Genomic DNA, 23,848 nt, shown 5'->3' on the forward strand with positions numbered 1-23,848 from the left:
CAGGGTGAACTGCGCCACAGTTCACCCTATCGCGCTCCTAAATTAGTAGTGAAAGCGCCTGCCCGAAGGGTAGGCGCTTTCACTATGGATTTATTGAACGTCTGGGGCGATCGCATTTAAGCGGCTTGCTCTGGTTCTGAATGTTTCTGTCCAATCCGAGGTTCGGTACCTGCCATCAACCGTTGAATATTGGCACGATGCCGCACAACAATATAAAGCCCACCGGCGATCGCCGTTAACACATAAGGGAGCGGTTGCGCCAGAACCAGCATCAAAACGGGAGCGGCGATCGCTGCCACAATCGACCCCAGCGACACAATTCGCCAGATGGCGAGTAACAAACCAAATACAGCCAGGGTGCCCAGTCCTACTTGCCACGACATCGCCAACATCACCCCTAACCCAGTCGCAACCGACTTGCCACCACTAAACTGGATCCAGACCGAGCGGCTGTGCCCAACCATAGCTGCTAACCCTGCCAGCGTTACCATCCAGGGAATCCATACGGCTAAATCAATTGACGCTGGAGCCATGCTCGTAATGGCGGGTAGAGAATAAAACCATCGGGTAAGAGCGATCGCCACAGCGCCCTTTAACACATCCACCAGCAATACAAAAACCGCAGGTCCTTTGCCCAGCGTGCGCAACACGTTGGTAGCACCCGTCGATTTTGAGCCATGTTCACGGATGTCAATGCCCTTTAAGATTTGCCCAGTCCAATAGCCCGTCGGCGTCGCTCCTAATAAGTAGGCAACGACAAACACTGCCAGAACATAAGCTAACCAAAGACCCATTCGACCGTCCCCTTGTAACGTTTTGAGGTTGAAGCGCTACGGGATTTTGCGAACCAATAATATCCCCGTTTGTAGGGTGTGTTAGGCGCTAGCCATAACGCCCCGCAGGTATTTTATGTTCGCGCAAGTCCCTCATGACCCTGGATTTAGATCATAGATTTGGAGTTAGCAGCGCGGCGTCGCCGCGCTGCCAACCCTCCTGATCCTCATCGCTGTTAGCTAACAGTTTACCCTGTCATCTTTACCAATTTTGGCAATCTGCTGGGAGACAAGAGTCAGGGTTCACAGCAACAGGTCTATTGCGCTCTTAAAGAGAATTAGGTTTTATAAACCCCCGATCCTAATACATCGGTGGATTCATCGGGTCAGCGGCGATCGCCAACCACAGGGGAAATTGCAACAACGATAAGCTAATCCGATCATCTTCGGCTTCATCGATAATGATCAGCGGCAACAGCTTTTGTTTGACTAAGCGATCGGCACGTTGCGCCAGGGGTTCAGGCGTCTCAAACAACACCACCCCTTCATTAGCACCAAAATCGGTGCGAGAAATACCCAGACAATCTTGTAAACCTCTGCGCCATTCTCCTAATCGTTCTGGAGAATCTGCCAAAACTAAGGTACGCAGGCGATCGCCATGCACTTTCCGCAAAATCGAGATCGCCGCCGAGACAACGAGAATATTTTGCAACCGCGATCCCATCGTCCGAATTGCACCCCGCCCACCCTGAGTAAAAAACCAGGTCGAAACTCGTTCTGCATGGACAGGCTCAAATGTCCGTCGCAATTGCCAGGGCGGTCCATAATAATCAGGCGACATCCGGTATTGATCGAGCAAATAACGAATTTGCTTCGATTCGTCTTGAAAGCTCTGTTGCGAAAATCGTGGAGCTGGGGCATCGGCTTCAACGCGCTTTTCAACCGGCGGCGCAACCCGCTTCTGTTCCTGGAGTTTGGGTGCCAGTTCCAACTGCTCTGCCGTGGCTGCCAGGTCTTGCAGACTCCCTACGAGATAATCTTTAAACCCCTGCACCCGAATTGCCAGGTCTTGAGACACTCCCGCAAAACTGGTTCGCATTTCCGACTTGATCCGATCTTGCCGCCGTTCTAACTGCTCAACGGTAATCTGCAACGTTTGTCGGCGTTGTTCAAGATCGCTCAATCCTTCTTTGATCAAGCGACCGATCGCCGTCTGTGCATCAGTCACCTGGTCTTTGAGCAGGGCTTGAGACGATTGCAACATCGCAATTTCTTGCTTGAGGCGTTGTTCTTCCTGTCGCAAGCTGGTCAACCGTTGTTCTAACAGGGCAACCTCAGAAGTGGGTTCAGTCGCAGACAGGCTGGAAAGGGTGCTGCTAGAGATCGGGGCAGAGGATAGCGAACTGCCAAATAGACTCCCTGATGCGTCCGGCACAGGCGTCGATGATGAAGGGTTGGTCGGTTCAACAGATGCGGCTAAAGTTGGCAATTCGTCAGCATTCATGAGTATCTAGGGTGCGAGAAATGACTCAAATTCATTAAACCGTCAGCAGGGAGAACTACTCCCCCATACCCGTTCAATGGATATCGGCTTTGGGAACACGGTATTCAAGACAGTGTTTAAGCATCTTAGGATCAAACAGGACAGGCAGAAAGTGGATGCTTTTAACTTCTTTGAAATAGAACAAGATGGGTACGGGTGTCCAAAAAATTTCCCAGTTTTGCCAGTCTTGATAAGGAAATCGGCGAATTAAAGTATCCCCTCGATAGACATCTAAAGCGTCGGGGGTGAACAATAGCCGCAGACTAACGGTTTGAAACAGCAAGAATAAGCCAAATAGGGCGATCGCCCCGCCAACAAAGGGCTGCAAGAATGCCAATGGAATTGCCAGGATCACCAAAGCAACTGGCAAACTAAAGCTGGGGCTGAGTTGCACACTCTCGGCCGGATTGAAGAGCGGAACCTGGGTCGAAGAAGATTGAGTCACGCGTACTCCAAAAAATTAAAGGCATCACAACAACGAACTTCACTCCTATTTTAAGGGGTTCCTGAGGGCAGGGATGCCGAGTTTGAAGATGTTTTGGGGTGTGAAACCGCAGGTTTCATACCTCAAAACATACCGGCTTAAAACCCACCCATGACCGCACTACCCAGCCCCTGGAACATAATCCACGATAAGAAAAAGTTAGTAATAAAAATTGCCAATAGCGCTGTTACCACAGCCGTTGTGGTCGATTGCCCGACTCCCTTGGCTCCACCTGTGGTGGTTAACCCCCAGCTTGAGCCGATGATCGCAATTAATGCCCCAAAAATAAAAGCTTTGATCATCGGACTGATGAGATCCCAATTGGTCAAGAAATTTCTTGCCGAATCTAAAAACACCCGTTGGGAAATGTCATATAAATAGCTGGCAACGAGCACTCCCCCTGCCATCCCTGTGACAAATGCCAATACCGTTAAAATTGGCAACATCAAACAACAGGCAATGACTCTGGGAATAACGAGATAGTCAATCGGGTCCGTTTTGAGCATTTGCAGGGCATCAATTTGCTCAGTCACCTGCATCGTGCCCAATTCAGCAGCAAAAGCAGAGCCAACCCGCCCCGTGACAATTACAGCAGTGAGCACGGGTGCAAGTTCTCTGGCTAACGCCAGCGCCAAAACCCCGCCTACCGCCGTTCCGGCACCCAGGTTAATAAACTCTCGGGCAACCTGAATGGTAAACACCATGCCAACGGTGGCAGCGGTTAGCAACGCAATCAGCAGTGATCCGGGCCCAACCACCGACATTTGCTCGATCACATTGCGGTAATGGATCTTACCCCGCAGCAGATGGACAATCACTTGTCCGCCCAGTAATGCCGCAGAGGTTAAGCGCTGGCTCCACAAACCCAAACTAGTATTTTTGAAAATATCGCTCAAGGGTATATCACCTGATCCAAGTATTGTGCGCTGTCAGCGGCAGACACCGACCCATTCATAACCGATGTCACAAAGTATGTTAAGTCTGCTCTAGCTTATAGCAGTACAGACTACAATTTGGCGATAAGAAGCCAGTTAATATAGCATCAACAAGTTTTTTTAATAAAGATTTAAGATTGCGACCCTGTGTGGGCAATTCTCACAATCGCCCCTTATTGTAGAAGTTGACAACCGCGTGTCAATCTCTCTCAATCGCGATCGCCATTTATCATCCGGCTATTGAGTGTCCGATTAGTGTCCGACAGAGGGTTGAAAAGCGCAGTTCCGAACAAAGATTCACCGTTCGGCAGAGGCTGACGACGACGCCCTTGTACTACGGTCTACAATAGTCTGTCTTGCAATCGTTCACCCTACAACAGTGAGCTATTGCTCAACATCCTTACATAACCATGGTCGGTTTTGGGATGTGGTTTGTTCATTATTGTTTTACCCACAGCCTGAACCCTGTCGTCCCTTCTGCTATCGAGCTTTTGTCGCATTATGGCAACTTTACCCAATCTTCTGCGATCGCTCTTGATTACGGGTCTGTTCAGTTTTTTTGCACCCGTAGTTTTAGTAGCTAGTTTGCTAATTTTTTTGATGCTAGCAGGGTTGTTCCCGATGTTCACCGACCTGAGCCAGTTCAGTATTCACGGAATCGCTCGATTTCTAGCGATTTTTGGCAGTGGGGATACGGTCAAAGGCGTGTGTGTGATCGGTCTGGTCTGTAGTTCCGTAGGGGTGTTATTTGACACCTATACATTTTATCGCTACCAAAAACTGAGTTAAGGCTCGTTGATAAATAGACTCGGTTGCTATAGGCACGGGCAGATATCGGCTGAGAGCCGCGCGAAGCGCGGCTCTCAGCCGATATCTGTATTGTCGCCCAAAAGGCATGAGGGGGGATCAAATCCATTGCTCTGACAGGCTACCAGGCAAGATCTGGGCACACCAAAACTATTTCTTTTTGAGGATTATCTTCCGTAAATTTAATTGCTATGTTTTGTGGGCGAAATGGGTTCTAGATGAAATTTTTGCTATCTTAAGTTCACCACATCTGGAATACCTATAGAATTCGTACTCAACATCTAGTAGTCTAGTTAATCCAGATCCTTTTCCGAGAGAGTGCTATCGCGCTCTTAAGCGCTGTGGCATCTGCCATCAGTCTGGGCGATCGCCTGGTCTGAGAGACTGATCTGGACGCCATCCCTTTAGAAACACGCTATACACACCCTTTATTCTAAAAATAGATTCAAGAGTCTCACAATAATATGACCTGATTGGGCGTGAGCAAAGGAGTATCTTTATTTGACAAACCTCCGATGGTGGGGTTGTTTGATCAGATTGTGAAGGTGTTGGATCAAACAGGGAGAACCATAACCGTCTGATGGCGATCGCTATCAGATGCGCTCTGTAGCTGCAAGTTACTGTTTGAAATTTGTGGTTGAGGAAGATGTTTACAAGGGTTGAGGGAGTTGGGGCATTGGACATGATTCTCGAAAGCTTCTGGGGTCAAGTGCTAGAGCGTTTACAGCTACAGCTCAGTCCGCCAACCTTTGAAACCTGGATTAAATCTGCCACGGTTGAACAGTTGGAAGATAACTCGATTGTTATCTACACACTCAACCCATTTGCGCGAAACTGGATTCAGAAGTATTACATGCGCACCATCAACGAGGTGGTGCAAGAAGTGTTAGGGTACGCCGTCGATATCCACATCAAAGTAAAGCCAGGAGCCGAAAACGAATGGAATGGCGATATCGGTGCTGGAATGTGGATTCCTCCGGCGGAACCGTTACCAGCAGAACCCCCACCAGTGACTCGGGAAAAATTGGCAACTGAACTGAATCCTAAATACGTCTTCTCTCGGTTTGTCGTCGGTTCCAACAATCGTATGGCACATGCGGCTGCTTTAGCCGTTGCCGAATCGCCGGGACGAGAATTCAATCCCCTATTCCTCTGTGGGGGCGTCGGATTGGGCAAAACCCATTTAATGCAAGCGATCGGGCACTATCGCCTGGAAATTGACGCCAACTCTAAGATTTTTTATGTCTCTACTGAGCAATTCACCAATGACCTGATCGCCGCGATTCGGAAAGACAGTATGCAGAGCTTTCGCGAGCGCTATCGGGCAGCCGATGTGTTATTGGTCGATGACATTCAATTTATTGAAGGCAAGGAATATACCCAGGAAGAGTTTTTCCATACCTTCAACACCTTGCACGAAGCCGGTAGACAGGTCGTGCTTGCCAGCGATCGCCCCCCCAATCAAATTCCTCGGTTACAAGAGCGACTCTGCTCGCGGTTCTCCATGGGGTTGATTGCCGATATCCAGCCACCCGACCTGGAAACCCGGATGGCAATTTTGCAAAAAAAGGCAGAATACGAAAGTATGCGTCTGCCTCGCGAAGTGATTGAATATATCGCATCCAGCTATACCTCCAACATTCGAGAGTTAGAAGGGGCATTGATCCGGGCGGTGGCATATATTTCTATCTCCGGGCTGCCGATGACGGTAGAAAACATTACCCCAGTGCTCAATCCTCCCAGCGAGCAAGTAGAAGCCTCACCGGATGCGGTCATGGCAGCCGTTGCTGATACGTTCAATGTATCGATTGAAGATTTAAAGAGTAGCTCTCGGCGGCGGGAAATCAGTGTTGCTCGCCAGATTGGTATGTATTTAATGCGACAACATACGGATTTGAGCCTGCCAAAAATTGGTGAAGTGTTTGGTGGTAAAGACCATACTACAGTGATGTATAGCTGTGAAAAAGTAGCTCAGCAGCGTGGTAATGATCTAGATATGAATCGAACCTTGAGGCAACTGAGCGATCGCATTAATCTCATGAGCCAACCCAAAAAGTAACCCACTGTTCTGTCCAACTGCTGTTGCTCAACTTCAAAGAGAAGGGGCATTTGATCAAAAAATCATGATGGTTATGCCACTAGTGTTGCAAACACGAAATTTTGCAACATGGGGGTTTGGGGGCTGCGCCCCCTCTAAAATTTTTAAGTTGGTGTACTAGCCTTTGTTTATCGACTATAGTTAACGTTTTAGCAGTGCAATGATTTTCGTTGCGATTGTTCAGCATCAACTCTCGGGGCGCATTTATACTGTTAGTTGCAAGATCGTTTAGTTGCAGATAGTTGCAGCGCTACGTTGCTAGCTTTAAAAGCAAGTTCGCACGCACTATCCTGGTTTTGTAGAGATTCATATTATTTTTTGTTCGCAAGAACTGAACACGTTGCTTTCATGCCTGTTTATAGGCTGACAGGAGTACCGCTATGCGTCGTAGTACCTCAGTCGATTCATCCACCCAATCTTCCTTGCATCCCTTATTAAAAGCTGCGCTGGGCAGTTTGGATGTGCAGCTTGAGGAAGAACTGAATCGTTATCGACGGCTGCAAAGTCGGCGTTCAGGGCGCAGGCAAGAGAGCCAAGCGAGTTCAGGTGCGGCAGTAGTCGGCACAGTCTCGACTCACACCGTTCAATCCCCCATTCCTCCATCCCCTGCGTCAGGGGAAAATCCTGCTCCAAGGCGATCGCCAGACGTTTCTAGAGCGGCGGCAGCAGCAGGGTTAATTCCACCGTTGGCGATCGCTGCCAACATGGACGAAGAAACCTTGACCAATGCCATTCTCAATAACAGGGCAGCTGAGAGTTTTGCCGAGCCAGACGCAACTGAATTGCCAGAAGATTACCTGGCATCGTCGGAACAACTGCTCAAAAGTTTGGCGGAAGAAGAAGCCGAGCTGCGAGCCGAAGAAGAACCGAGACTCCTGCAAACGCTGCTGACGCCCCTGGGCATCGGTTCCATGCTGTTATTGCTGCTGTCTAGCATTACGTTTGGTTATCTGTTTACCAATCCCGATAGCTTTAAGATGCTGGGCTTAGAGAAGTGGCTCCGTTCGGCTCAATCTGAGCCTGAGTTGGCAAGCAACCGTCCTGAAACTACCAATCCCCAAGAGCCCCAGCCGGCAATGTCTCCTGATCTATCCAGTGATGAGTTTGTCGATATTAACCTGAGTACGCTGAGCACGTTACCGGCGACGGATGCGGCAAATTCGCCGTCTCCCACCGTCTCGCCCATGCCAACGACTGCGCCCAGTGTGGTTGCCAACCCAGAAACGGCGATCGCCACAGCATCGACCTCGGGTCGCTCCTCAGCCGCATCTGCACCCACATCTGCACCTACATCCGCACCGGCTGCTTCACCCGCTTCCAGACCTTCTACGTCGAGTTCTCGCAGCTCATCCTCTGCCCGTCCCGCCTCTGCCCCCTCCAGTCCAGCCCGTGCTAGACAACCCCAGGCGGCACCTTCGCAAGCGGCAGCACCCCGACCGGCACCCCAGGCAGCGGCACCCCGACCGGCTACACCTGCTAGCTCTCGTCCCGCCCCCGCCCCAACAGTTGCTGCTGCCCCCGCTCCGGCACGACAAGACTTGTATTATGTCGTCACCGAATACACAGGCGATCGCAGCTTAGAGCAAGCCCGTGAAGCCGTAGGGGAAGCCTATGTCCGGAACTTCCCGAACAGAGCGGTCGTACAAATGGGAGCGTTTAGCGATGAATCTGGAGCCGAGCAACTGAGACAAGAATTGCAACAAAATGGGATTTCTGCTCAGGTCTATCAGCCTTAACGCTCCAGCGTGATGCGTTCAGAACCAGGATGGTAAAGAATTAGAGAGCAGCACTCCGAACCGCTTTTTAACCCTTTACCCGTCTTCATTTAACAACCCCAAATGGATTGTGAGAGGCGCACCCCTTCGGGGTGCGCCTCTCACAACCCGCTTATCTTACAACCCATTTAGGACTGCTATAAAGAGGATAGGGGCTGCGGCGTTTACCTCATCGCTCCTGCCAAAGTCCTGAGACTCGCGAATATTACACAATCTAATTTTTTGAGTGGGCGACGGCTTCGCCGTCGCCCACTCAAAAAAGACAGCCTCATGGATCTGGGATCTTTAACCAGGGGTTGAGCTGTTCGGGTATTACTCAATGTTCACTACGGAATTTGGCATAAATTTGGTTTAGAATCAACAACGCCCCTAAATCTTTAGCATTTTGTGCTTCAGTAAAGTACGGGTGTCGTGTGTGAGAAATTCTCGCATGCCCGTTCTCTCGTTCCTCATGCAAGTTTTTTGAAATTCGTAGCCTTTCACCGAACCCTTTCTATTTTGAACCAACACCAGTGTGTTCCTACTTTCGCCTCGGTTCTGTCGCCTCAGACCTGGCCCTTTAGCCTGGATTTTTTGCCGGAAACGGCTTATCTGGTGGGTGGGAATGTTCGAGATGCACTATTGGGTAGACCTGCCGACTATTTAGATCTAGATTTTGTCTTACCCACAGGTGTTGTAGAAACCGCGAAAACCATTGCCAGTCACTATAAGGCAGGGTTTGTTTTATTGGATGCAGACCGTCAAATTGCACGGGTTGTTTTTGCTAATGCGACGGTTGATTTTGCCCAACAGGTGGGACCTGATTTAGAAACCGATCTAAAACGCCGAGATTTTACAATCAATGCGATCGCCTATCATCCTCTGACGCAACATATTGTTGACCCGCTCCAGGGTGCGCTCGATCTGCGCGCCGGGTTAATTCGCATGATTGCACCCGATAATCTAATCGAAGACCCCCTGCGGTTACTGCGAGCCTATCGACAGGCGGCACAGCTTGGGTTTCATTTAGAAGCCACCACCCAAGCGACTATCCAAGAGTTAGCTGATTTATTGAAAACGGTTGCCGCTGAGCGGATTCAGGCAGAATTAAATTATTTACTGAGTACGTCACAGGGCAGCAAGCTATTAATCGAAGCGTGGCAAGATGGTTTATTGCATCACTGTTTTCCATGCACCACCGTTGAACAGGTCAATCGATTGCGCTTGGTCGATCAAGCGGCGATCGCCCTGGAGCAACACTGGACGGCATTTGGTGCAGAACTCTTAGCCTGGGTCAGAGAGCAGATCAAAACATCGGGTGCCCGTCGCAGTTGGCTCAAAATTGCCAAACTGGCTTGCCTGGTCGCATCCGATCCAGCCCTGGCAGAACAAGAACTGTGGCGGCTCAAATATAGTCGGGCAGAAGTACAAGCTGTGCTTGCCGTCCTGAAGGCTTTACCCAAGTTTCAGGCGATCGATTGGACAACCCTGAGTTTAGGCGATCAATATTTCCTGTTTAAGGAAATTGGCGATGTCTTCCGCTCACTGATTGTTCTGGCAGTTGCCTTAGGAACACCCATAGAAGCGATCGCACCCCTGGTCAAACGGTTTCTCGATCCCACTGACCCGGTCGCCCACCCCACACCGCTGATTAGTGGACGAGATTTGATGCAACAGCTTCAACTTCGACCGGGACCACGCATTGGGCATTTGTTAGAGCGAGTTCAACTTGCCCAAGCCGAGGGCAAAATCTCTAACGCTCAAGACGCCATTCAGTTTGCCCAATGTTTATTGATTGAGCCTGGATATCGGTAATGGCTGGGTGAAAGGTTTGCAGCAATTCTCAATGGCGTAATGTCCAAGGTGTTGTGAGAGAGCCGCGCTCCGCGCGGCTCTCTCACAAAAACGGCGTAAAGTGCTATGACCCCGGATTTGATGGTATTGCGAGTCTCCAACCTGTCTATTTGCCCTATTTTCAATCGCAAAATCCTCATGGCTGCTAATGTCTTCCGTTGAAATCGGCTTAAGAAGACCTTTTAAGGGGAAGAGAAGGGTCAAGATTGTGCTAGAGTATACCTCTTGCGGGTTGTTTGAGATAACAACCCCCATCCCTAATTCACTGTATTTCGTGTTCCACCTATTTCTATTTCCAGACCATTATTCCTAAGAGGTTAAGAATGGCTAAACGCCGAAACCTAAAGAAAGAGAAAGCACTCCGTAACCAGGCATATGCTCGTAAGTTCCGCAAGCGTCCTAGCTCCGGGCGATTTGGCAGAAGACGGTACATGGGCTCTAACTCGGCTCAAGATAATGACGATTCGATGGAAGAAGGGAGAAGCCAAGATGGTGGCGAAGGCGCTGCCGATTAGTTTCTAGAGCTTGCTCAAATGTCATTGCCAATAGATATCAGTTGTGTTGGGGTGTAGGTTTCGCTTGCACCCCAAAAATCATGACGGTAGTAGCCAATTTAACCGGGGTAAGGTTGCCCCGTTGAGCTGGCTATTTATTTTTTCAGCGATCGCCAATCCAGATTGCATGGCATCTTCCACTCCCTTACCCCCACACCAGTCACCCCCACAGACCAGACCGGGTAAGTGATCTGAGGATAAAACCGCACCCTCAAAGGGCTGCCTGGGTGTGGCATATCGCCAGCGATGCACCTGAACCATAGAAGGTTGATGGAAAGGTAGGCTCAATTGCTGCGCCGCCACATTCAGTAAATGCTGCCCCATAGATTGCACATCGGCTACGTCTAGATGAGCGTCTGCAAAAGCAGGCGTACTGTGAAAGACAAATACAGCCGGAGTGATGCCATCGCGTTTACTCCGTTCGTCACTCACCCACGCCAGATCAGGGGAATCGCAAACTCGCACCGCATGCCATGATACCGATTGAATGAGTTCAAGTTGAGTCGCATCCGTATAAACAGCCATCACAGCGAAACACGGGTTAAACTGAACCGTTTGCAACTCTGCCCAAAAGCTGGGATCACGCTCTGGTGCGATCGCCTCTATCAATGGTAAAACCTGGGGCGCAGGGATCGTGGTGGCAACCGCTTGAACCTGAAGATCGGGCAGGGGATCACTATTCTCATGGGCAAACCTGAGGTGCCAGTGTTGCTCAGGCGCAGGTGCGATCGCACAGACTCGCTGCCCCCGATAAATTGATAACCCCTGTGCCAAACATTTGGCGATCGCCGTTAATCCTCCCGCTGCCACATACCGTAACCCCTGATCTGCAACGGGATATAACCCAGTCTGGTTAAGCTGATAGAGCGCGTTTAGCCAGGGCTGTAGGAGTCCGTTTGACACCAGCGCTGTAATCAGTTGATGAGAAAGTTCACCCTGGTCGTGCAAATAAGGCAACCCATGATCTGCCCACGTTTCCTGAATTCGACGGGTGGCAATCCGTCCGCCTAACCCCCGAGATTTTTCCAGCACTACAACCCGATAACCCGCATGCCGCAACTCCTGAGCGCAGATTAAGCCAGCGATCCCGGCACCAATCACCCCGACATCAAACGGCTGGGCTAAATTATCCCCCACGGAATTGGAATCAACTCTATGATCGATCTGAGGTAGAGATGGAAACATTGCATGATCCTTCATTTAGAATGACTACAACACGTTCGGATTGCCCTTCATTCAGTAGAATATTGGACATCGGCAAGCAGCACGATAGGGGAGGACGCTGTGGATGATTTGAGAGCGGGTTTAGAGTTGGCAACAGAAGAGGAATTGCGACTGCTCACAGAAATTCTTTTTAGCCGCAAATTTAACCCCATAGACTACGTTTGTACGCCAGAGCCTATTGATGTCGAACGTCAGAGTAAAAAAGCGTGGCTTGATGCCATAGAAGAGCGCTTTCGCTTTTTAGCCGCCGATGGGTTGACGGTGCTGCAACGCAAGACTAACTATGTCAGCTATCGTCAGATTTTGATTCAGGTTTGTCGGTACTTAAAAATTCATTACGTATCCGATCTATCCACTACCGATCTGGAAGCAGAAATCTTTCTCACCTTATTAAATCGAGTTTGGCAACAGCTGCCTGCGGCAAAACGACGGCAGCTCAATAGTGACCTGCAAACTGTAATTTCCCAATCTCAACTGGCTAAACAAATTCCTTCACCCGTTCAGCAAGACCCAATGGGGCTGATCCTTAAGGGCAGTGGTGCGATCGCCGTCAGTTCCGTAATTCGTCCCTGGATTTTGCAACAAATTGCCCGTCAATTTGCCCTACATGCGGCAACCCACCAAGCCGCCGCTGAAACCTTGATTCGAGGTGGGGTCGTGGCTGCCACTCGGGTGCAAACGCAGGTAGCACTACAAACGGCGTCTCGTGGCATGGTTGTCAACGCAGCTCGATATGGTGCTGCTCGCACCGTCCTGGCTTTTTTGGGACCGGCTTTGTGGACTTGGTTTCTGGCAGACTTGGGCTGGCGGGCGATCGCCACCAACTATGGGCGGATTATTCCGGTTGTTTTTACCCTGGCTCAAATTCGTCTGACCCGATCGGATTGTTTTCAACCAGCGTAATGCAAATCATCAAGGATCAGCGATGCCAGAACAGGAGCCTAGCTCGAACTATTACGAGCTACTAGGAATCTCTTCCTCCGCGTCACCGCAACAAATTCGTCGTGCCTATCGGGATAGGAGTAAGCTCTATCACCCAGATACGACAGAGTTGCCAGCGGCGATCGCGACGAGCAAATTTCATACTCTCAATGAGGCATATGCCACCCTGAGCAATCCAGAAAAGCGATTTTCCTATGATTTAAAAAATGGATTTTCGCGAGTGCCTGTTGTTCAATCCGTGGCAGATTTAAATCGCACAGGTAAAGATACGTGGAAATATCGTTCGTCTGCCTACCTTGACCCGACCGATCGCCCCCTGTCTGCCGGAGAGATTTTTGCTTTATTTATTTTGGGTCTTACCTTTGCCGCGTGTCTGATTCTGGTCGTCACCATTGGCTTAACACGGGGCGAAGTCGCACTGGCTCCAGTCAAACCCTTGATAGAAGGTATACCCGTGCTCGAACAACTGGGAACACCAGCCCTTAAACAACCAGCGGCACCAGATATTGAACAATCGGAGACGCCAGCCCTCGAACAACCCTCGCCTCCGCCTGCGGTAGAAACGACGACTCCTACCTTGCCCCAGCCTTTTTTCTATCAGTCCCCCATCCTGCCTCTTCCAGATCCGCAGCCCGAGCCAGTGCTGCCCGACTCCGTGTCTTCTGCTAAAGCTGCTAATTCTTCTGTGGAAATTGTGCCGGACGCCCCACTCAACCACGACCGTCCTTTACAATCGAGTATAGAGACTTCTTCTGAAGCGCCCACACTCAATTCATCTCAAAATTCCATTTAAGGCATGACACTTCCTTCCGCTGATACTCCACTGTACAACCATCCTTTACCGGATATTGAGCAGTGGCTCTCTTCTCATGGCTGCCAGCAAGATGGGAATGACGTTCACTGCTGGCATGTCAAGAAAACCGATTGGGCAGCAGATATCTGGATGGAAATCGATTCGTTGATTGTGCGATATCTTAAGGCTGGCGCAGACGGTCAAGACATTCAGCGTTCATTCAAATATTCTCTTAGCCGCCAAGACTTAGACAACGCCATCTTCTCAGGCCCTTAGGATCGGGTTGAGAGAGCGACGGCTCCGCCGTCGCTCTCTCAACCCAAATTATACGAACATTTATGGTTGGACGTGCGGCGACGCTGCCTTTCCAACCATAAATCCACGTTCCTCAACATTACACTTTGCCAAAGCGGCGATCGCGTTTTTGATAATCACACAATGCCCGGTGAAATTCTGCCCGGTCAAAGTCAGGCCATAATGTATCGGTGATGTAGAGTTCGGCATAGGCAACTTGCCATAACAAAAAGTTGCTGACCCGCATTTCGCCACTGGTGCGGATTAATAAATCGGGATCACAAATTCCCGCTGTATAAAGATGTTGTTCAAATATCGTTTCATCAATCTGGTCGGGTTCCAGTAACCCTTGTTTGACTTGAGTGGCGATCGCTCGACACGCCTGCAAAATCTCTTGTCTGCCGCCATAATTGGTTGCCACTGTAAACTGAATCCCGCTGTTGTGGCGCGTTTCTTCTACTGCCCGACTAATTTCTGTTTGTAGCGATCGCGGCAACATTGCTAAATTGCCGACAAATTGAATCCTGACATCTTCCGCCATCATTTCGCGCAACTCTTGTCGCAAAACCCGCTCAAATAACATCATCAAGAAATCAACTTCTTCGATCGGTCTGCCCCAATTTTCCGTCGAAAAGGCATAAGCCGTCAGAGCCTGCACACCCCAATCTTTACAACAGCGCAAGATATCCTTAAGTGCGTCCACCCCTCGACGATGCCCCATCACCCGTGGCAACCCTTGGCGCTTTGCCCAACGACCATTCCCATCCATAATGACTGCAACATGTCTGGGCAATCGTTCACGCTCCAGATCAGCAGGTAATTCTGTTAACAAAGTTGGCTTTGTTTTCATTTTTTCTCCCGAGAAGCCGACGGTAAAAAGCGGAAAAAACGTGAGATCAATACCATAACCTTCCCGCCAAGATGGCGACCCAAACTTCGCAATTGGGGTGCAACTGCTTCCCGATCAACAGACTGAGAGAACCGAGCCATCAGTAACTCTCTCAGTTTACTACTGGTCAACGGACGGTTCAGGCCCCCTCGTTCAGCCAGTGAGATAGACCCGGTTTCCTCTGATACAACAATGCACAGACAGTTTTCGACCCGTTCTGTAATCCCCATTGCGGCTCGGTGTCGAGTGCCTAACTGCCGTGACGCCGTGCGCTCAGAAATTGGCAAAATTACGCCAGCTGCGATCACCCTGGACGCACGAATCAGTACGGCACCGTCATGCAGTAAAGTGGTCGTCTGAAAAATAGTTTGGATCAGTTCTTTAGACACCTCTGCATTCAAACGCACACCGGGAACAGAAAAGTCGCGTTCGTCGATGGGGCGATCGGTCTCCAAAATCAGCAAGGCACCTGTACGATTCTGAGAGAGTTCCTTAACCGCGTCTACAATTTCGTCGATGACACTATCGGGCTTGGGAATGGCTTGATTTGCTGGCTGAAACAGTTGAGAAATTTCACCCCGTCCTAATTGTTCTAAAAGACGGCGAAATTCAGCCTGAAGAATAACTGCCATGGCGACAGCTGAGCCGATCACTAATTTGTCTAACACGAAGCTGAGCAACCTTAAATCTAGCGTTTTGCTCAGAGCCGCAGCCAACATTAGGATAATTAACCCTCGCACCATCCACAATGTGCGACGTTCACCGATAATGACCAAAACCATGTAGGTCAAAATCAGAACTAGCCCAACATCAATCAGACGAATCAGCAAGAACTGAGTCCAGTCAAGGTTTGTCAGCCATCGCTCTAACAGAGATCCCATTTGAATTGAGCTTGGATTAACCTTGTACCCCTAATGAATCATGTTCAGAATTACGAATTCAACAAAACCTGGGAGTTTTCTTTGCAAGCGCAGCGACGCCGCGCTACCAAAAATTAATTGTCGGTTTTACTAAATCCACATCCTCAGATAGGTTTTGTAGTACTCCCGTTCATCAAATAGAATGCTGGCAGCACAGGGGATGTAAGGGCATAGACCTCAAACAAGGGGTTGACCCCCACATCCCACTTTTTAATCCTGCTTGATGAAAATCTGTACTTAAAATTCGGCTTTCCTCTCCCCTATTGTCTACAAGATCAGTCGTTCTGGTAAACGATCTTGCCGAATCAAATCTTGATAAATTTCGCGTCGGAGAATGACGCTTGCTTCCCCAGCTTGCACCAAAACCGCTGCCGGACGTGGGAGTCGGTTGTAGTTGGAAGCCATACTGTAATTGTAGGCTCCTGTACTGAGGACGACGAGAACATCGCCAGGTTGCGTTTCTGGTAATTTTGCTTGCTGAATCACAATATCACCCGATTCGCAATGTTTTCCAGCAACCGTAACAGACTGATCTAAAGGCGCAGAGACGCGATTCGCCACAAAGGCTCGATAAACCGATTGGTAGGTGATTGGGCGGGGATTATCTGACATGCCCCCATCCACGGTGACGTAGGTGCGAATATTGGGAACTGTTTTCTGACTACCAATGGTGTAAGCCGTAATACAGGAAGAACCAATCAGCGATCGCCCGGGTTCTGCCAACAATCGCGGTAAGGGCACCTGTTGATCTTGACAAGCCTGAGTAATTCCCTGGCAAACAACATTGACCCATTCATCAATACTGGGGGGATCGTCTGCTTCGGTATAGCAAATCCCCAAACCACCGCCAATATCCAATTCGCGGATAGGCAACCCATACTCTGCGGCTCGTTTCAGCCACTGCACCATGACACTGGTCAAGTCTTGATGGGGTTGAAGTTCAAAAATCTGTGAGCCAATGTGAGCATGTAACCCAATACAGTCTAAGCCCGTTGTCTGACTGATGTAAGCAAATACCTCGTCCAGTTGATCGGGATCAAAGCCAAACTTGCTGTCTAAATGCCCCGTGCGAATATAGTCATGAGTATGGCATTCAATTCCGGGCGTTAACCGCAGCATGATGCGAATCGCTGGATAGTCGGCAGCACCTGCATTTTTGTGATGCATCTCTGCCAGGGTTTTTAACTCTAGCCAGTTGTCTACCACAATCGTGCAGTTGGAGGCGATCGCCAACATTAACTCTTCGGTTGACTTATTGTTGCCATGAAAATAAATGAATTCGGGTTTGACACCGGCTTGGATAGCGGTGTAGAGTTCGCCACCTGACACGACATCGATACCCAATCCTTCACTAGCGGCGATCGCACAGACGGCTAAACAATTCCAGGCTTTCGAGGCATAAAGGACTAACGAATCTCCGGCATAATAGCGCTGGAATGCCGTGCGATATTGGCGACAAGCGGTTCTAAACGTCTCTTCATCGAGAATATAGAGCGGCGTACCGAACTGTTGAACCAGCTCAACCACGTCACAACCACCAATTTCCAGATGATCTTGACGATTGACCTGAGCCGTTAACGGTAAAAGATGTTGATTGGGAGACGGGGAGGCGGTCGTAATGGTGGGCAAATATTGGTGAGCAGAATTTTCTACCGCTGCAATGGGGGTCGATACCATTGGAAGTTGCTGTCCTTAATAAATCTTAAGAATTAGGTGGGTGCGGATGACTGATTTTGAGCCAGTTGATGAGCACAGGTGCGATGCTACAGACACCATTTCAATTGTCTGCAAAACCTTATATTAGATTAATCAACGCCTCACTACCTATAGCAACCCTGATAAAATTACGCGCTACGTGATAGACAGCGCTCATTCAGTCTTTGCCGATTCAAATCCCGCTACAGTTTACGGATGGCTTTATTAACGTTACAACCCTTAACCCCTGAACTGATCCCGGCTGCGGTTCAATTAGACCAGCAATGCCTGGGTGGACTGTGGACAGCAGACGGTTATCAAAGAGAAATTGACAGCCCTAACAGCGATTTACTGGTTTTACAGCTTGTTCTGCCAACAGCGACTGATCCCCCCACAGCGGCTGTCTCGTCCCGCCCGCATCCCAACCCATCAGATCCTGCTTCCGTTCCCGATCCCCATGCTCAGCAAGGGGCTGAACCGACATCGCTGCTAACTGCGCCTCCTTTGCCCATCATTGGGTTAGGCTGTGTTTGGGCAATTGTCGAAGAAGCTCACATCACAACCCTTGCCATCCACCCCAACTATCGCAGACAAGGATTAGGACAAATTTTATTATTTGCTCTGATGGCGATCGCCCATGCCAGAAAACTAGAATGGACAACATTAGAGGTAAGAGCCTCCAACCAGACGGCGATCGCGCTCTACCAAAAATTTGGGTTCGAAACCGTCGGCAGCCGACGCAAATATTATCAAGACACGGGTGAAGATGCTCTGATCCTGTGGCGCAAAGGGTTGCAAAAACCTGATTTTCAACAGACTTTAGACGATTGGGGGCAAGCTGTTAGCGATCGCCTGCACCAATCCAACTGGGATCTACAACTATCAAACGATTTACCCTGCATCTGGACGTTTCCCCTTGACGAGGGTGCACGTTTCCCATCAAAATCTTTCCTCGGTAAAGGCAAATAATGGCAATCCTTTAACTTTAGATAAGGATCGTAGATTTAATACGACCAAAGATTTATTTTTGGGATCGCGGCGACGCTGAGCTTCCGAAACTAAACGTTCGAGTTTCATGGTTCTCGTGACCATTGGATCGAGGATCGGGGATTAAATAAGATCGACTACTGGATTGTTTGTAGGGGCGAACAGCTGTTTGCTCCTACAGCAGATCATCGACGTTATCTAAGTCCCATTCCAAAGATCCTGAAGGAGTTGTCCTGCTCATCGATAAACCTGACTAGATCATTATCAAAAAAGATGAATTTTTTTATACTGTCTCACTCCCCAATGTTGGGGTTTTGAGGTAGGCAATGTGGAGGGTTCTTGACCGGCAAACATACCCTGTGAACCCCTCTCCTCCAAGCCTGCCCGTTGATACAGTATCTTTTCATCAAAAAATATCTAGAGCCCGATTTGAGTTTGGCATGAGTCACGGGGATCACGGCTGAGCCAATATCTTCCCAGCAATAGAGCATTTATTCCTCACCTGTTGCACCACGGTCGCAACCGGACAGATTCTCTATGCTAGAATCAGCGTACCGGCACGCAGCAGGTGATAGAAAACCGCCATGTTTGAACGCTTCACAGAAAAAGCCATTAAGGTGATCATGCTTGCCCAGGAAGAAGCACGTCGCCTGGGACACAATTTTGTGGGTACTGAACAGATCCTCCTGGGTCTGATTGGAGAAGGGACCGGCGTCGCCGCCAAAGTACTGAAGTCGATGGGAGTTAATCTCAAAGACGCCCGTATCGAAGTTGAAAAAATCATCGGTCGCGGGTCTGGTTTCGTAGCTGTCGAGATCCCGTTCACGCCTCGTGCCAAACGAGTGTTAGAACTATCTCTCGAAGAAGCCCGCCAACTCGGTCACAACTACATCGGCACAGAGCACCTGCTCTTAGGGTTAATCCGTGAAGGCGAAGGGGTGGCTGCACGAGTTCTAGAAAATCTCGGTGTCGATCTCTCCAAAGTTCGGACTCAAGTCATCCGAATGCTGGGAGAAACGGCTGAGGTTTCCGCTGGAGGAAGTCAGGGGCGCACTAAAACTCCGACGCTAGATGAGTTTGGCTCCAATCTGACGCAGATGGCTGCTGAAGGGAAGCTTGACCCGGTTGTAGGTCGCCAGAAAGAAATTGAGCGTGTAATCCAGATTTTGGGTCGTCGTACCAAAAACAACCCTGTCCTCATTGGAGAACCGGGTGTTGGTAAAACGGCGATCGCAGAAGGCTTAGCACAGCGCATCTCGAACAACGATATTCCCGATATTCTTGAAGATAAGCGTGTCGTAACTTTAGATATTGGTCTATTGGTCGCGGGCACCAAATATCGTGGTGAGTTTGAAGAAAGACTGAAAAAAATCATGGATGAAATCCGGCAAGCCGGAAACGTCATTCTCGTGATTGATGAGGTTCACACCCTGATTGGTGCAGGGGCTGCCGAAGGGGCAATTGATGCCGCAAATATCCTCAAACCGGCTCTGGCAAGAGGCGAACTGCAATGCATCGGTGCCACCACTCTAGACGAGTATCGCAAGCATATTGAACGCGATGCGGCTCTAGAACGGCGCTTCCAACCCGTGATGGTGGGTGAACCCACGGTTGATGAAACGATCGAAATTTTGCGCGGTCTGCGCGAACGCTACGAGCAACATCACAAGTTGAAGATCTCGGATGCAGCCCTGGAAGCTGCCGCCAAGCTCTCCGACCGTTACATTTCAGATCGTTATCTGCCCGATAAAGCCATTGACTTAGTCGATGAAGCGGGTTCCCGTGTTCGTCTGATTAATTCTCAGCTTCCTCCTGCTGCCAAAGAACTCGATAAAGAATTGCGTCAAGTTCTCAAAGAGAAGGATGACGCCGTTCGATCTCAGGACTTTGATCGCGCAGGTGAGCTGCGCGATCGCGAAATGGAAATCAAAGCTGAAATCCGGGCGATCGCTCAAACCAAGAAGAATGAGTCTGGTGAAGGCGACGATCATTCGCCCATGGTGGACGAAGAAGATATCGCCCAAATCGTGGCTTCTTGGACAGGTGTTCCAGTTAATAAGCTCACTGAATCTGAGTCTGAAAAACTGTTGCACATGGAAGATACCCTGCATCAGCGATTGATTGGTCAAGATGAAGCGGTGAAAGCTGTTTCTCGTGCCATCCGTCGGGCTCGAGTTGGGCTGAAAAATCCCAACCGCCCGATCGCTAGCTTTATCTTCTCGGGTCCAACAGGGGTCGGTAAAACAGAGTTAACCAAAGCGCTGGCATCCTACTTCTTTGGCTCTGAAGAAGCCATGATCCGGTTGGATATGTCGGAGTATATGGAGCGGCATACCGTCTCCAAACTCATCGGTTCTCCTCCGGGATACGTCGGCTACAACGAGGGCGGTCAGTTAACAGAAGCGGTTCGTCGTCGTCCTTATACCGTCGTATTATTCGATGAAATCGAAAAAGCACACCCCGATGTGTTCAACATGCTGCTGCAAATTTTGGAAGATGGTCGTTTGACCGATGCCAAAGGTCGCACAGTAGACTTCAAGAATACCCTCTTGATCATGACCTCCAATATTGGGTCTAAGGTGATTGAAAAGGGTGGCGGTGGCCTGGGCTTCGACTTCTCTTCCGAGAGCCAAGCCGATTCTCAGTACAACCGCATCCGTTCTCTGGTCAACGAAGAATTAAAACAATACTTCCGCCCAGAGTTCCTCAACCGTCTAGATGAAATTATCGTCTTCCGCCAACTATCGAAAGACGAGGTCAAGGAGATTGGAGATATCCTGCTGAAGGAAGTCTTCAACCGTCTGCAAGAGCAAGGGATTACGCTGGAAGTAACCGAGAAATTCAAAGATCGATTGGTTGAAGAAGGCTATAACCCCAGCTACGGTGCTAGACCGCTACGTCGTGCCATTATGCGGCTGTTAGAAGATTCCTTAGCGGAAGAAATTCTTTCAGGTCGGATCAAGAATGGTGACACAGCGACGGTAGACGTGGCTGAAGATGGTCAGGTTAGAGTTCTTCAAGGCGAAAGCCGAGCTTTACTTCCCCAGGCGGTTGAGTAAGCTCAAAATTGCCTAGTTTTTGAGCGGCAAAGTCTTTCAGACTTTGCCGCTTCTTGTTGTGGAAAAACGCAACCTGACACCCCTTTTTCGGATAGGCTGTCAGTGATCGCCGTACGTTTGAGTCAAGCTGAGAGAGCCATACGTTTATGACCGCCGCAGTTGTTCTGCAAAATATTCACAAGGTATATAACAACCGTTCCGTCGTTAATGACTTATCGTTAGCCATTGAGCCAGGGGAGATTTTTGGACTTTTGGGACCCAATGGTGCGGGCAAATCGACCACCATTCGGATGTTAACGACGTTGACCCAACCCAGCCAGGGCGACATAGTTGTTGCAGGGTACGATGTGATTCGGCAACCCTTTCAAGTCAAGCAACAAATTGGCGTGGTGTTGCAACAAACTAGCGTCGATGTCGATCTATCGGTTTGGGAGAATATGGAATTTCATGGGCGGATGCACCATATTCCCAATCCGCGTCGGCAAAAAGAGATCGACCGCTGGTTAGAGTATGTAGAGTTAAGCGATCGCCGTAAAGACCGGGTCAAAACCCTATCGGGGGGAATGAAACGACGATTGCAGATCGCTCGTGCCCTGCTCCATCAACCCCAAGTTTTGTTTTTAGACGAACCTACCGTTGGGCTAGATCCACAAACCCGGCGTCGCCTCTGGGAAATTATAAAAGGCTTAAACCAGCAAGGGATGACGATTTTACTCACCACTCACTACATGGAAGAAGTGGAATATCTTTGCGATCGCATTGGTATTATGGACAACGGCAAGCTCATTGAAATGGGCACCTTACCACAATTGCGTGCCAAACATGGCGAAGGCTTAGTCATGACCAAAATGGGCGATCGCTGGGATTATAATTTTTTTGCCACCCTGGAAGATGCCAATCTATATCTAGAGCAACAAGCCGATAAAACTGGCATTATGACCCGTGCGTCTAACTTAGAAGATATTTTTGTTGAACTGACCGGACGCAATTTAGACTAAATCCTAGTGTCGCAAACACGAAATTTTGCCACATGGGGGTTTGGGGGCTGCGCCCCCAAGAGGGGGTTTTACCCCCTCCACCCCCTCTAAAACTTTTAAGTTGGTGTACTAGTGTTGCAAACACGAAATTTTGCCACATGGGGGTTTGGGGGCTGCGCCCCCAAGAGGGGGTTTTACCCCCTCCACCCCCTCTAAAACTTTTAAGTTGGTGTACTAGTTTGTGTGGGTAGGAACTGCGTTACCATCCTCACCCACACGATTCATCTGTTTTTAAAGAGTGACTCAATGATACGGTTAGCCAGCAAAATTGAAGCGATTCTCTATCTCAAGGCTCAAGCACTGCCAATTGCTCGTATTGCCGAATATGCCAACTGCGATCGCCAAGAGGTTGAAGAAGCTTTAATCGAACTGATGACCGATTATGCGCACCGCGATAGCGCCTTAGAAATTGTCGAAACGGCTGAAGGATACTGCCTTCAGCTACGAGAAACATTTCAAGATTTAGTGCAAACCTTGATTCCGGTAGATTTGGGGGTCGGGGCATTGCGAACCCTGGCAGCGATCGCACTCAAAGGACCGATTACACAGACTGAATTGGTTGATTTACGCGGTTCAGGAGCCTATCAACATGTCCAGGAACTGGTGAGTTTGGGCTTTATCCGCAAGCGACGGCAGTCCGATGGACGTTCCTACTGGCTGCAAGTGACCGATAAGTTTCATCAGTACTTCCAGGTAGAACAACTGCCAAACATTACGAAATCTTCAACTCAAACTGAATAACTTCTAGAGATATCCTCAGTTTTACTGGTCACACTAGCGAATATCGATGTAACAATAGATCGAATAGTGACATAAATATTTAGGGTTTCTATGGTTTTCAACCCTGACGACACTAACTTTTTTGGCAGTAGTGCTGAAGAGGTTCAAGCCAACCAATTGTTGAAGTATTTACAAAATCAATCCCCTGAAGTTTTAGCCAGAGTTGCCCGGTCTGTTAGCCCCGAAATTAAGCAAATTATCTCGCAAAATGTTCAAGGTTTGGTAGGGGTTTTACCATCCGAAAACTTTAACGTGCAAATCACAACCGACCGAGAAAATCTGGCAGGTTTGTTAGCCTCTGCCATGATGACAGGATATTTTCTGCGGCGCATGGAACAACGCATGGAACTAGAAAGCAGCGTTGTAGGGTCTGTATCGTTGTATCGTGAGTCCAGTAATTCTGAGCCAACCGAGCCTTAGAAGCGC

21 protein-coding genes are annotated in these 23,848 nt (G+C 49.3%); 13 read left to right on the top strand and 8 right to left on the bottom strand.

Going from position 1 to position 23,848, the window contains the following annotated elements:
* Positions 1-116: 116 nt before the first annotated feature.
* The 4 genes from plsY to ACR6Z4_RS17540 form a co-directional block, all read right to left on the bottom strand.
* Positions 117-794 carry a glycerol-3-phosphate 1-O-acyltransferase PlsY gene (gene plsY / locus ACR6Z4_RS17525; RefSeq protein WP_479718595.1) on the bottom strand — a complete coding sequence of 226 codons (678 nt, stop codon included), beginning with the start codon at positions 792-794 and terminating at the stop codon, positions 117-119.
* 340 nt (positions 795-1,134) lie between these two features.
* Positions 1,135-2,277: a DUF3086 domain-containing protein gene (locus tag ACR6Z4_RS17530; protein WP_479718596.1), complete on the bottom strand. Its 1,143-nt coding sequence runs from the start codon at positions 2,275-2,277 to the stop codon at positions 1,135-1,137.
* Positions 2,278-2,350: 73 nt separating this feature from the next.
* Complete coding sequence (locus ACR6Z4_RS17535; RefSeq protein WP_479718597.1) at positions 2,351-2,761, bottom strand: DUF3119 family protein; 411 nt, start codon at positions 2,759-2,761, stop codon at positions 2,351-2,353.
* Positions 2,762-2,898: 137 nt separating this feature from the next.
* Positions 2,899-3,696 carry an MlaE family lipid ABC transporter permease subunit gene (locus ACR6Z4_RS17540; RefSeq protein ID WP_479718598.1) on the bottom strand — a complete coding sequence of 266 codons (798 nt, stop codon included), beginning with the start codon at positions 3,694-3,696 and terminating at the stop codon, positions 2,899-2,901.
* 540 nt (positions 3,697-4,236) lie between these two features.
* Here ACR6Z4_RS17540 and ACR6Z4_RS17545 point away from each other — a divergent pair.
* The 5 genes from ACR6Z4_RS17545 (at position 4,237) to ACR6Z4_RS17565 (ending at position 10,763) form a co-directional block, all read left to right on the top strand.
* Entirely contained in the window at positions 4,237-4,524 is a 288-nt protein-coding gene (locus ACR6Z4_RS17545) for a hypothetical protein (RefSeq protein ID WP_479718599.1), read from the top strand.
* Positions 4,525-5,218: 694 nt separating this feature from the next.
* Positions 5,219-6,601, top strand: coding sequence for a chromosomal replication initiator protein DnaA (gene dnaA / locus ACR6Z4_RS17550; RefSeq protein ID WP_479718621.1), 1,383 nt, complete (start codon positions 5,219-5,221; stop codon positions 6,599-6,601).
* Between the two features lie 419 nt (positions 6,602-7,020).
* Positions 7,021-8,376: an SPOR domain-containing protein gene (locus ACR6Z4_RS17555; RefSeq protein WP_479718600.1), complete on the top strand. Its 1,356-nt coding sequence runs from the start codon at positions 7,021-7,023 to the stop codon at positions 8,374-8,376.
* Between the two features lie 501 nt (positions 8,377-8,877).
* A complete protein-coding gene (locus tag ACR6Z4_RS17560) occupies positions 8,878-10,209 on the top strand; it encodes a tRNA nucleotidyltransferase/poly(A) polymerase-related protein (protein ID WP_479718601.1) in 1,332 nt (443 codons plus the stop codon).
* 362 nt (positions 10,210-10,571) lie between these two features.
* Complete coding sequence (locus tag ACR6Z4_RS17565) at positions 10,572-10,763, top strand: hypothetical protein (protein ID WP_479718602.1); 192 nt, start codon at positions 10,572-10,574, stop codon at positions 10,761-10,763.
* 78 nt (positions 10,764-10,841) lie between these two features.
* Here the strand turns inward: ACR6Z4_RS17565 and ACR6Z4_RS17570 are convergent, their stop codons facing one another.
* The gene (locus ACR6Z4_RS17570) at positions 10,842-11,987 is read right to left on the bottom strand and encodes an NAD(P)/FAD-dependent oxidoreductase (protein WP_479718603.1); all 1,146 of its coding nucleotides are present in this window, start codon (positions 11,985-11,987) and stop codon (positions 10,842-10,844) included.
* 99 nt (positions 11,988-12,086) lie between these two features.
* Here ACR6Z4_RS17570 and ACR6Z4_RS17575 point away from each other — a divergent pair, with 99 nt between their 5' ends.
* Genes ACR6Z4_RS17575 through ACR6Z4_RS17585 form a run of 3 tightly spaced genes read left to right on the top strand, consistent with a single transcriptional unit; the run spans position 12,087 to position 14,037 of the window.
* Positions 12,087-12,929, top strand: a complete 843-nt coding sequence (locus tag ACR6Z4_RS17575; RefSeq protein WP_479718604.1) for a YaaW family protein — start codon at positions 12,087-12,089, stop codon at positions 12,927-12,929.
* A 22-nt stretch (positions 12,930-12,951) separates the two neighbouring features.
* Positions 12,952-13,761, top strand: coding sequence for a J domain-containing protein (locus ACR6Z4_RS17580; RefSeq protein ID WP_479718605.1), 810 nt, complete (start codon positions 12,952-12,954; stop codon positions 13,759-13,761).
* Positions 13,762-13,764: 3 nt separating this feature from the next.
* A complete protein-coding gene (locus ACR6Z4_RS17585) occupies positions 13,765-14,037 on the top strand; it encodes a DUF3143 domain-containing protein (RefSeq protein WP_479718606.1) in 273 nt (90 codons plus the stop codon).
* Positions 14,038-14,155: 118 nt separating this feature from the next.
* On the opposite strand, the gene ACR6Z4_RS17590 is transcribed toward ACR6Z4_RS17585, so the two are convergent.
* The 3 genes from ACR6Z4_RS17590 to lysA all read right to left on the bottom strand — a co-directional run bounded on the left by ACR6Z4_RS17590 (position 14,156) and on the right by lysA (position 17,541).
* Positions 14,156-14,905 carry an isoprenyl transferase gene (locus ACR6Z4_RS17590; protein WP_479718607.1) on the bottom strand — a complete coding sequence of 250 codons (750 nt, stop codon included), beginning with the start codon at positions 14,903-14,905 and terminating at the stop codon, positions 14,156-14,158.
* A complete protein-coding gene (cdaA, locus tag ACR6Z4_RS17595; RefSeq protein WP_479718608.1) occupies positions 14,902-15,825 on the bottom strand; it encodes a diadenylate cyclase CdaA in 924 nt (307 codons plus the stop codon). The genes ACR6Z4_RS17590 and cdaA overlap by 4 nt, the downstream gene beginning before the upstream one ends.
* 306 nt (positions 15,826-16,131) lie before the next feature.
* Positions 16,132-17,541: a diaminopimelate decarboxylase gene (gene lysA, locus ACR6Z4_RS17600; protein WP_479718609.1), complete on the bottom strand. Its 1,410-nt coding sequence runs from the start codon at positions 17,539-17,541 to the stop codon at positions 16,132-16,134.
* Positions 17,542-17,775: 234 nt separating this feature from the next.
* Here lysA and rimI point away from each other — a divergent pair, with 234 nt between their 5' ends.
* From rimI to ACR6Z4_RS17625, 5 genes are all read left to right on the top strand, one after another.
* Positions 17,776-18,528: a ribosomal protein S18-alanine N-acetyltransferase gene (gene rimI / locus ACR6Z4_RS17605; protein ID WP_479718610.1), complete on the top strand. Its 753-nt coding sequence runs from the start codon at positions 17,776-17,778 to the stop codon at positions 18,526-18,528.
* A gap of 602 nt (positions 18,529-19,130) precedes the next feature.
* The gene (locus ACR6Z4_RS17610) at positions 19,131-21,605 is read left to right on the top strand and encodes an ATP-dependent Clp protease ATP-binding subunit (protein ID WP_479718611.1); all 2,475 of its coding nucleotides are present in this window, start codon (positions 19,131-19,133) and stop codon (positions 21,603-21,605) included.
* A 146-nt stretch (positions 21,606-21,751) separates the two neighbouring features.
* Positions 21,752-22,603, top strand: a complete 852-nt coding sequence (locus ACR6Z4_RS17615) for an ABC transporter ATP-binding protein (RefSeq protein ID WP_479718612.1) — start codon at positions 21,752-21,754, stop codon at positions 22,601-22,603.
* Positions 22,604-22,888: 285 nt separating this feature from the next.
* Entirely contained in the window at positions 22,889-23,383 is a 495-nt protein-coding gene (gene scpB, locus ACR6Z4_RS17620) for an SMC-Scp complex subunit ScpB (protein ID WP_479718613.1), read from the top strand.
* Between the two features lie 90 nt (positions 23,384-23,473).
* Positions 23,474-23,842 carry a DUF760 domain-containing protein gene (locus ACR6Z4_RS17625; RefSeq protein WP_479718614.1) on the top strand — a complete coding sequence of 123 codons (369 nt, stop codon included), beginning with the start codon at positions 23,474-23,476 and terminating at the stop codon, positions 23,840-23,842.
* The last annotated feature ends 6 nt before the right edge of the window (positions 23,843-23,848 follow it).

The organism is Calyptranema fuscum S582 (genome assembly GCF_055793305.1).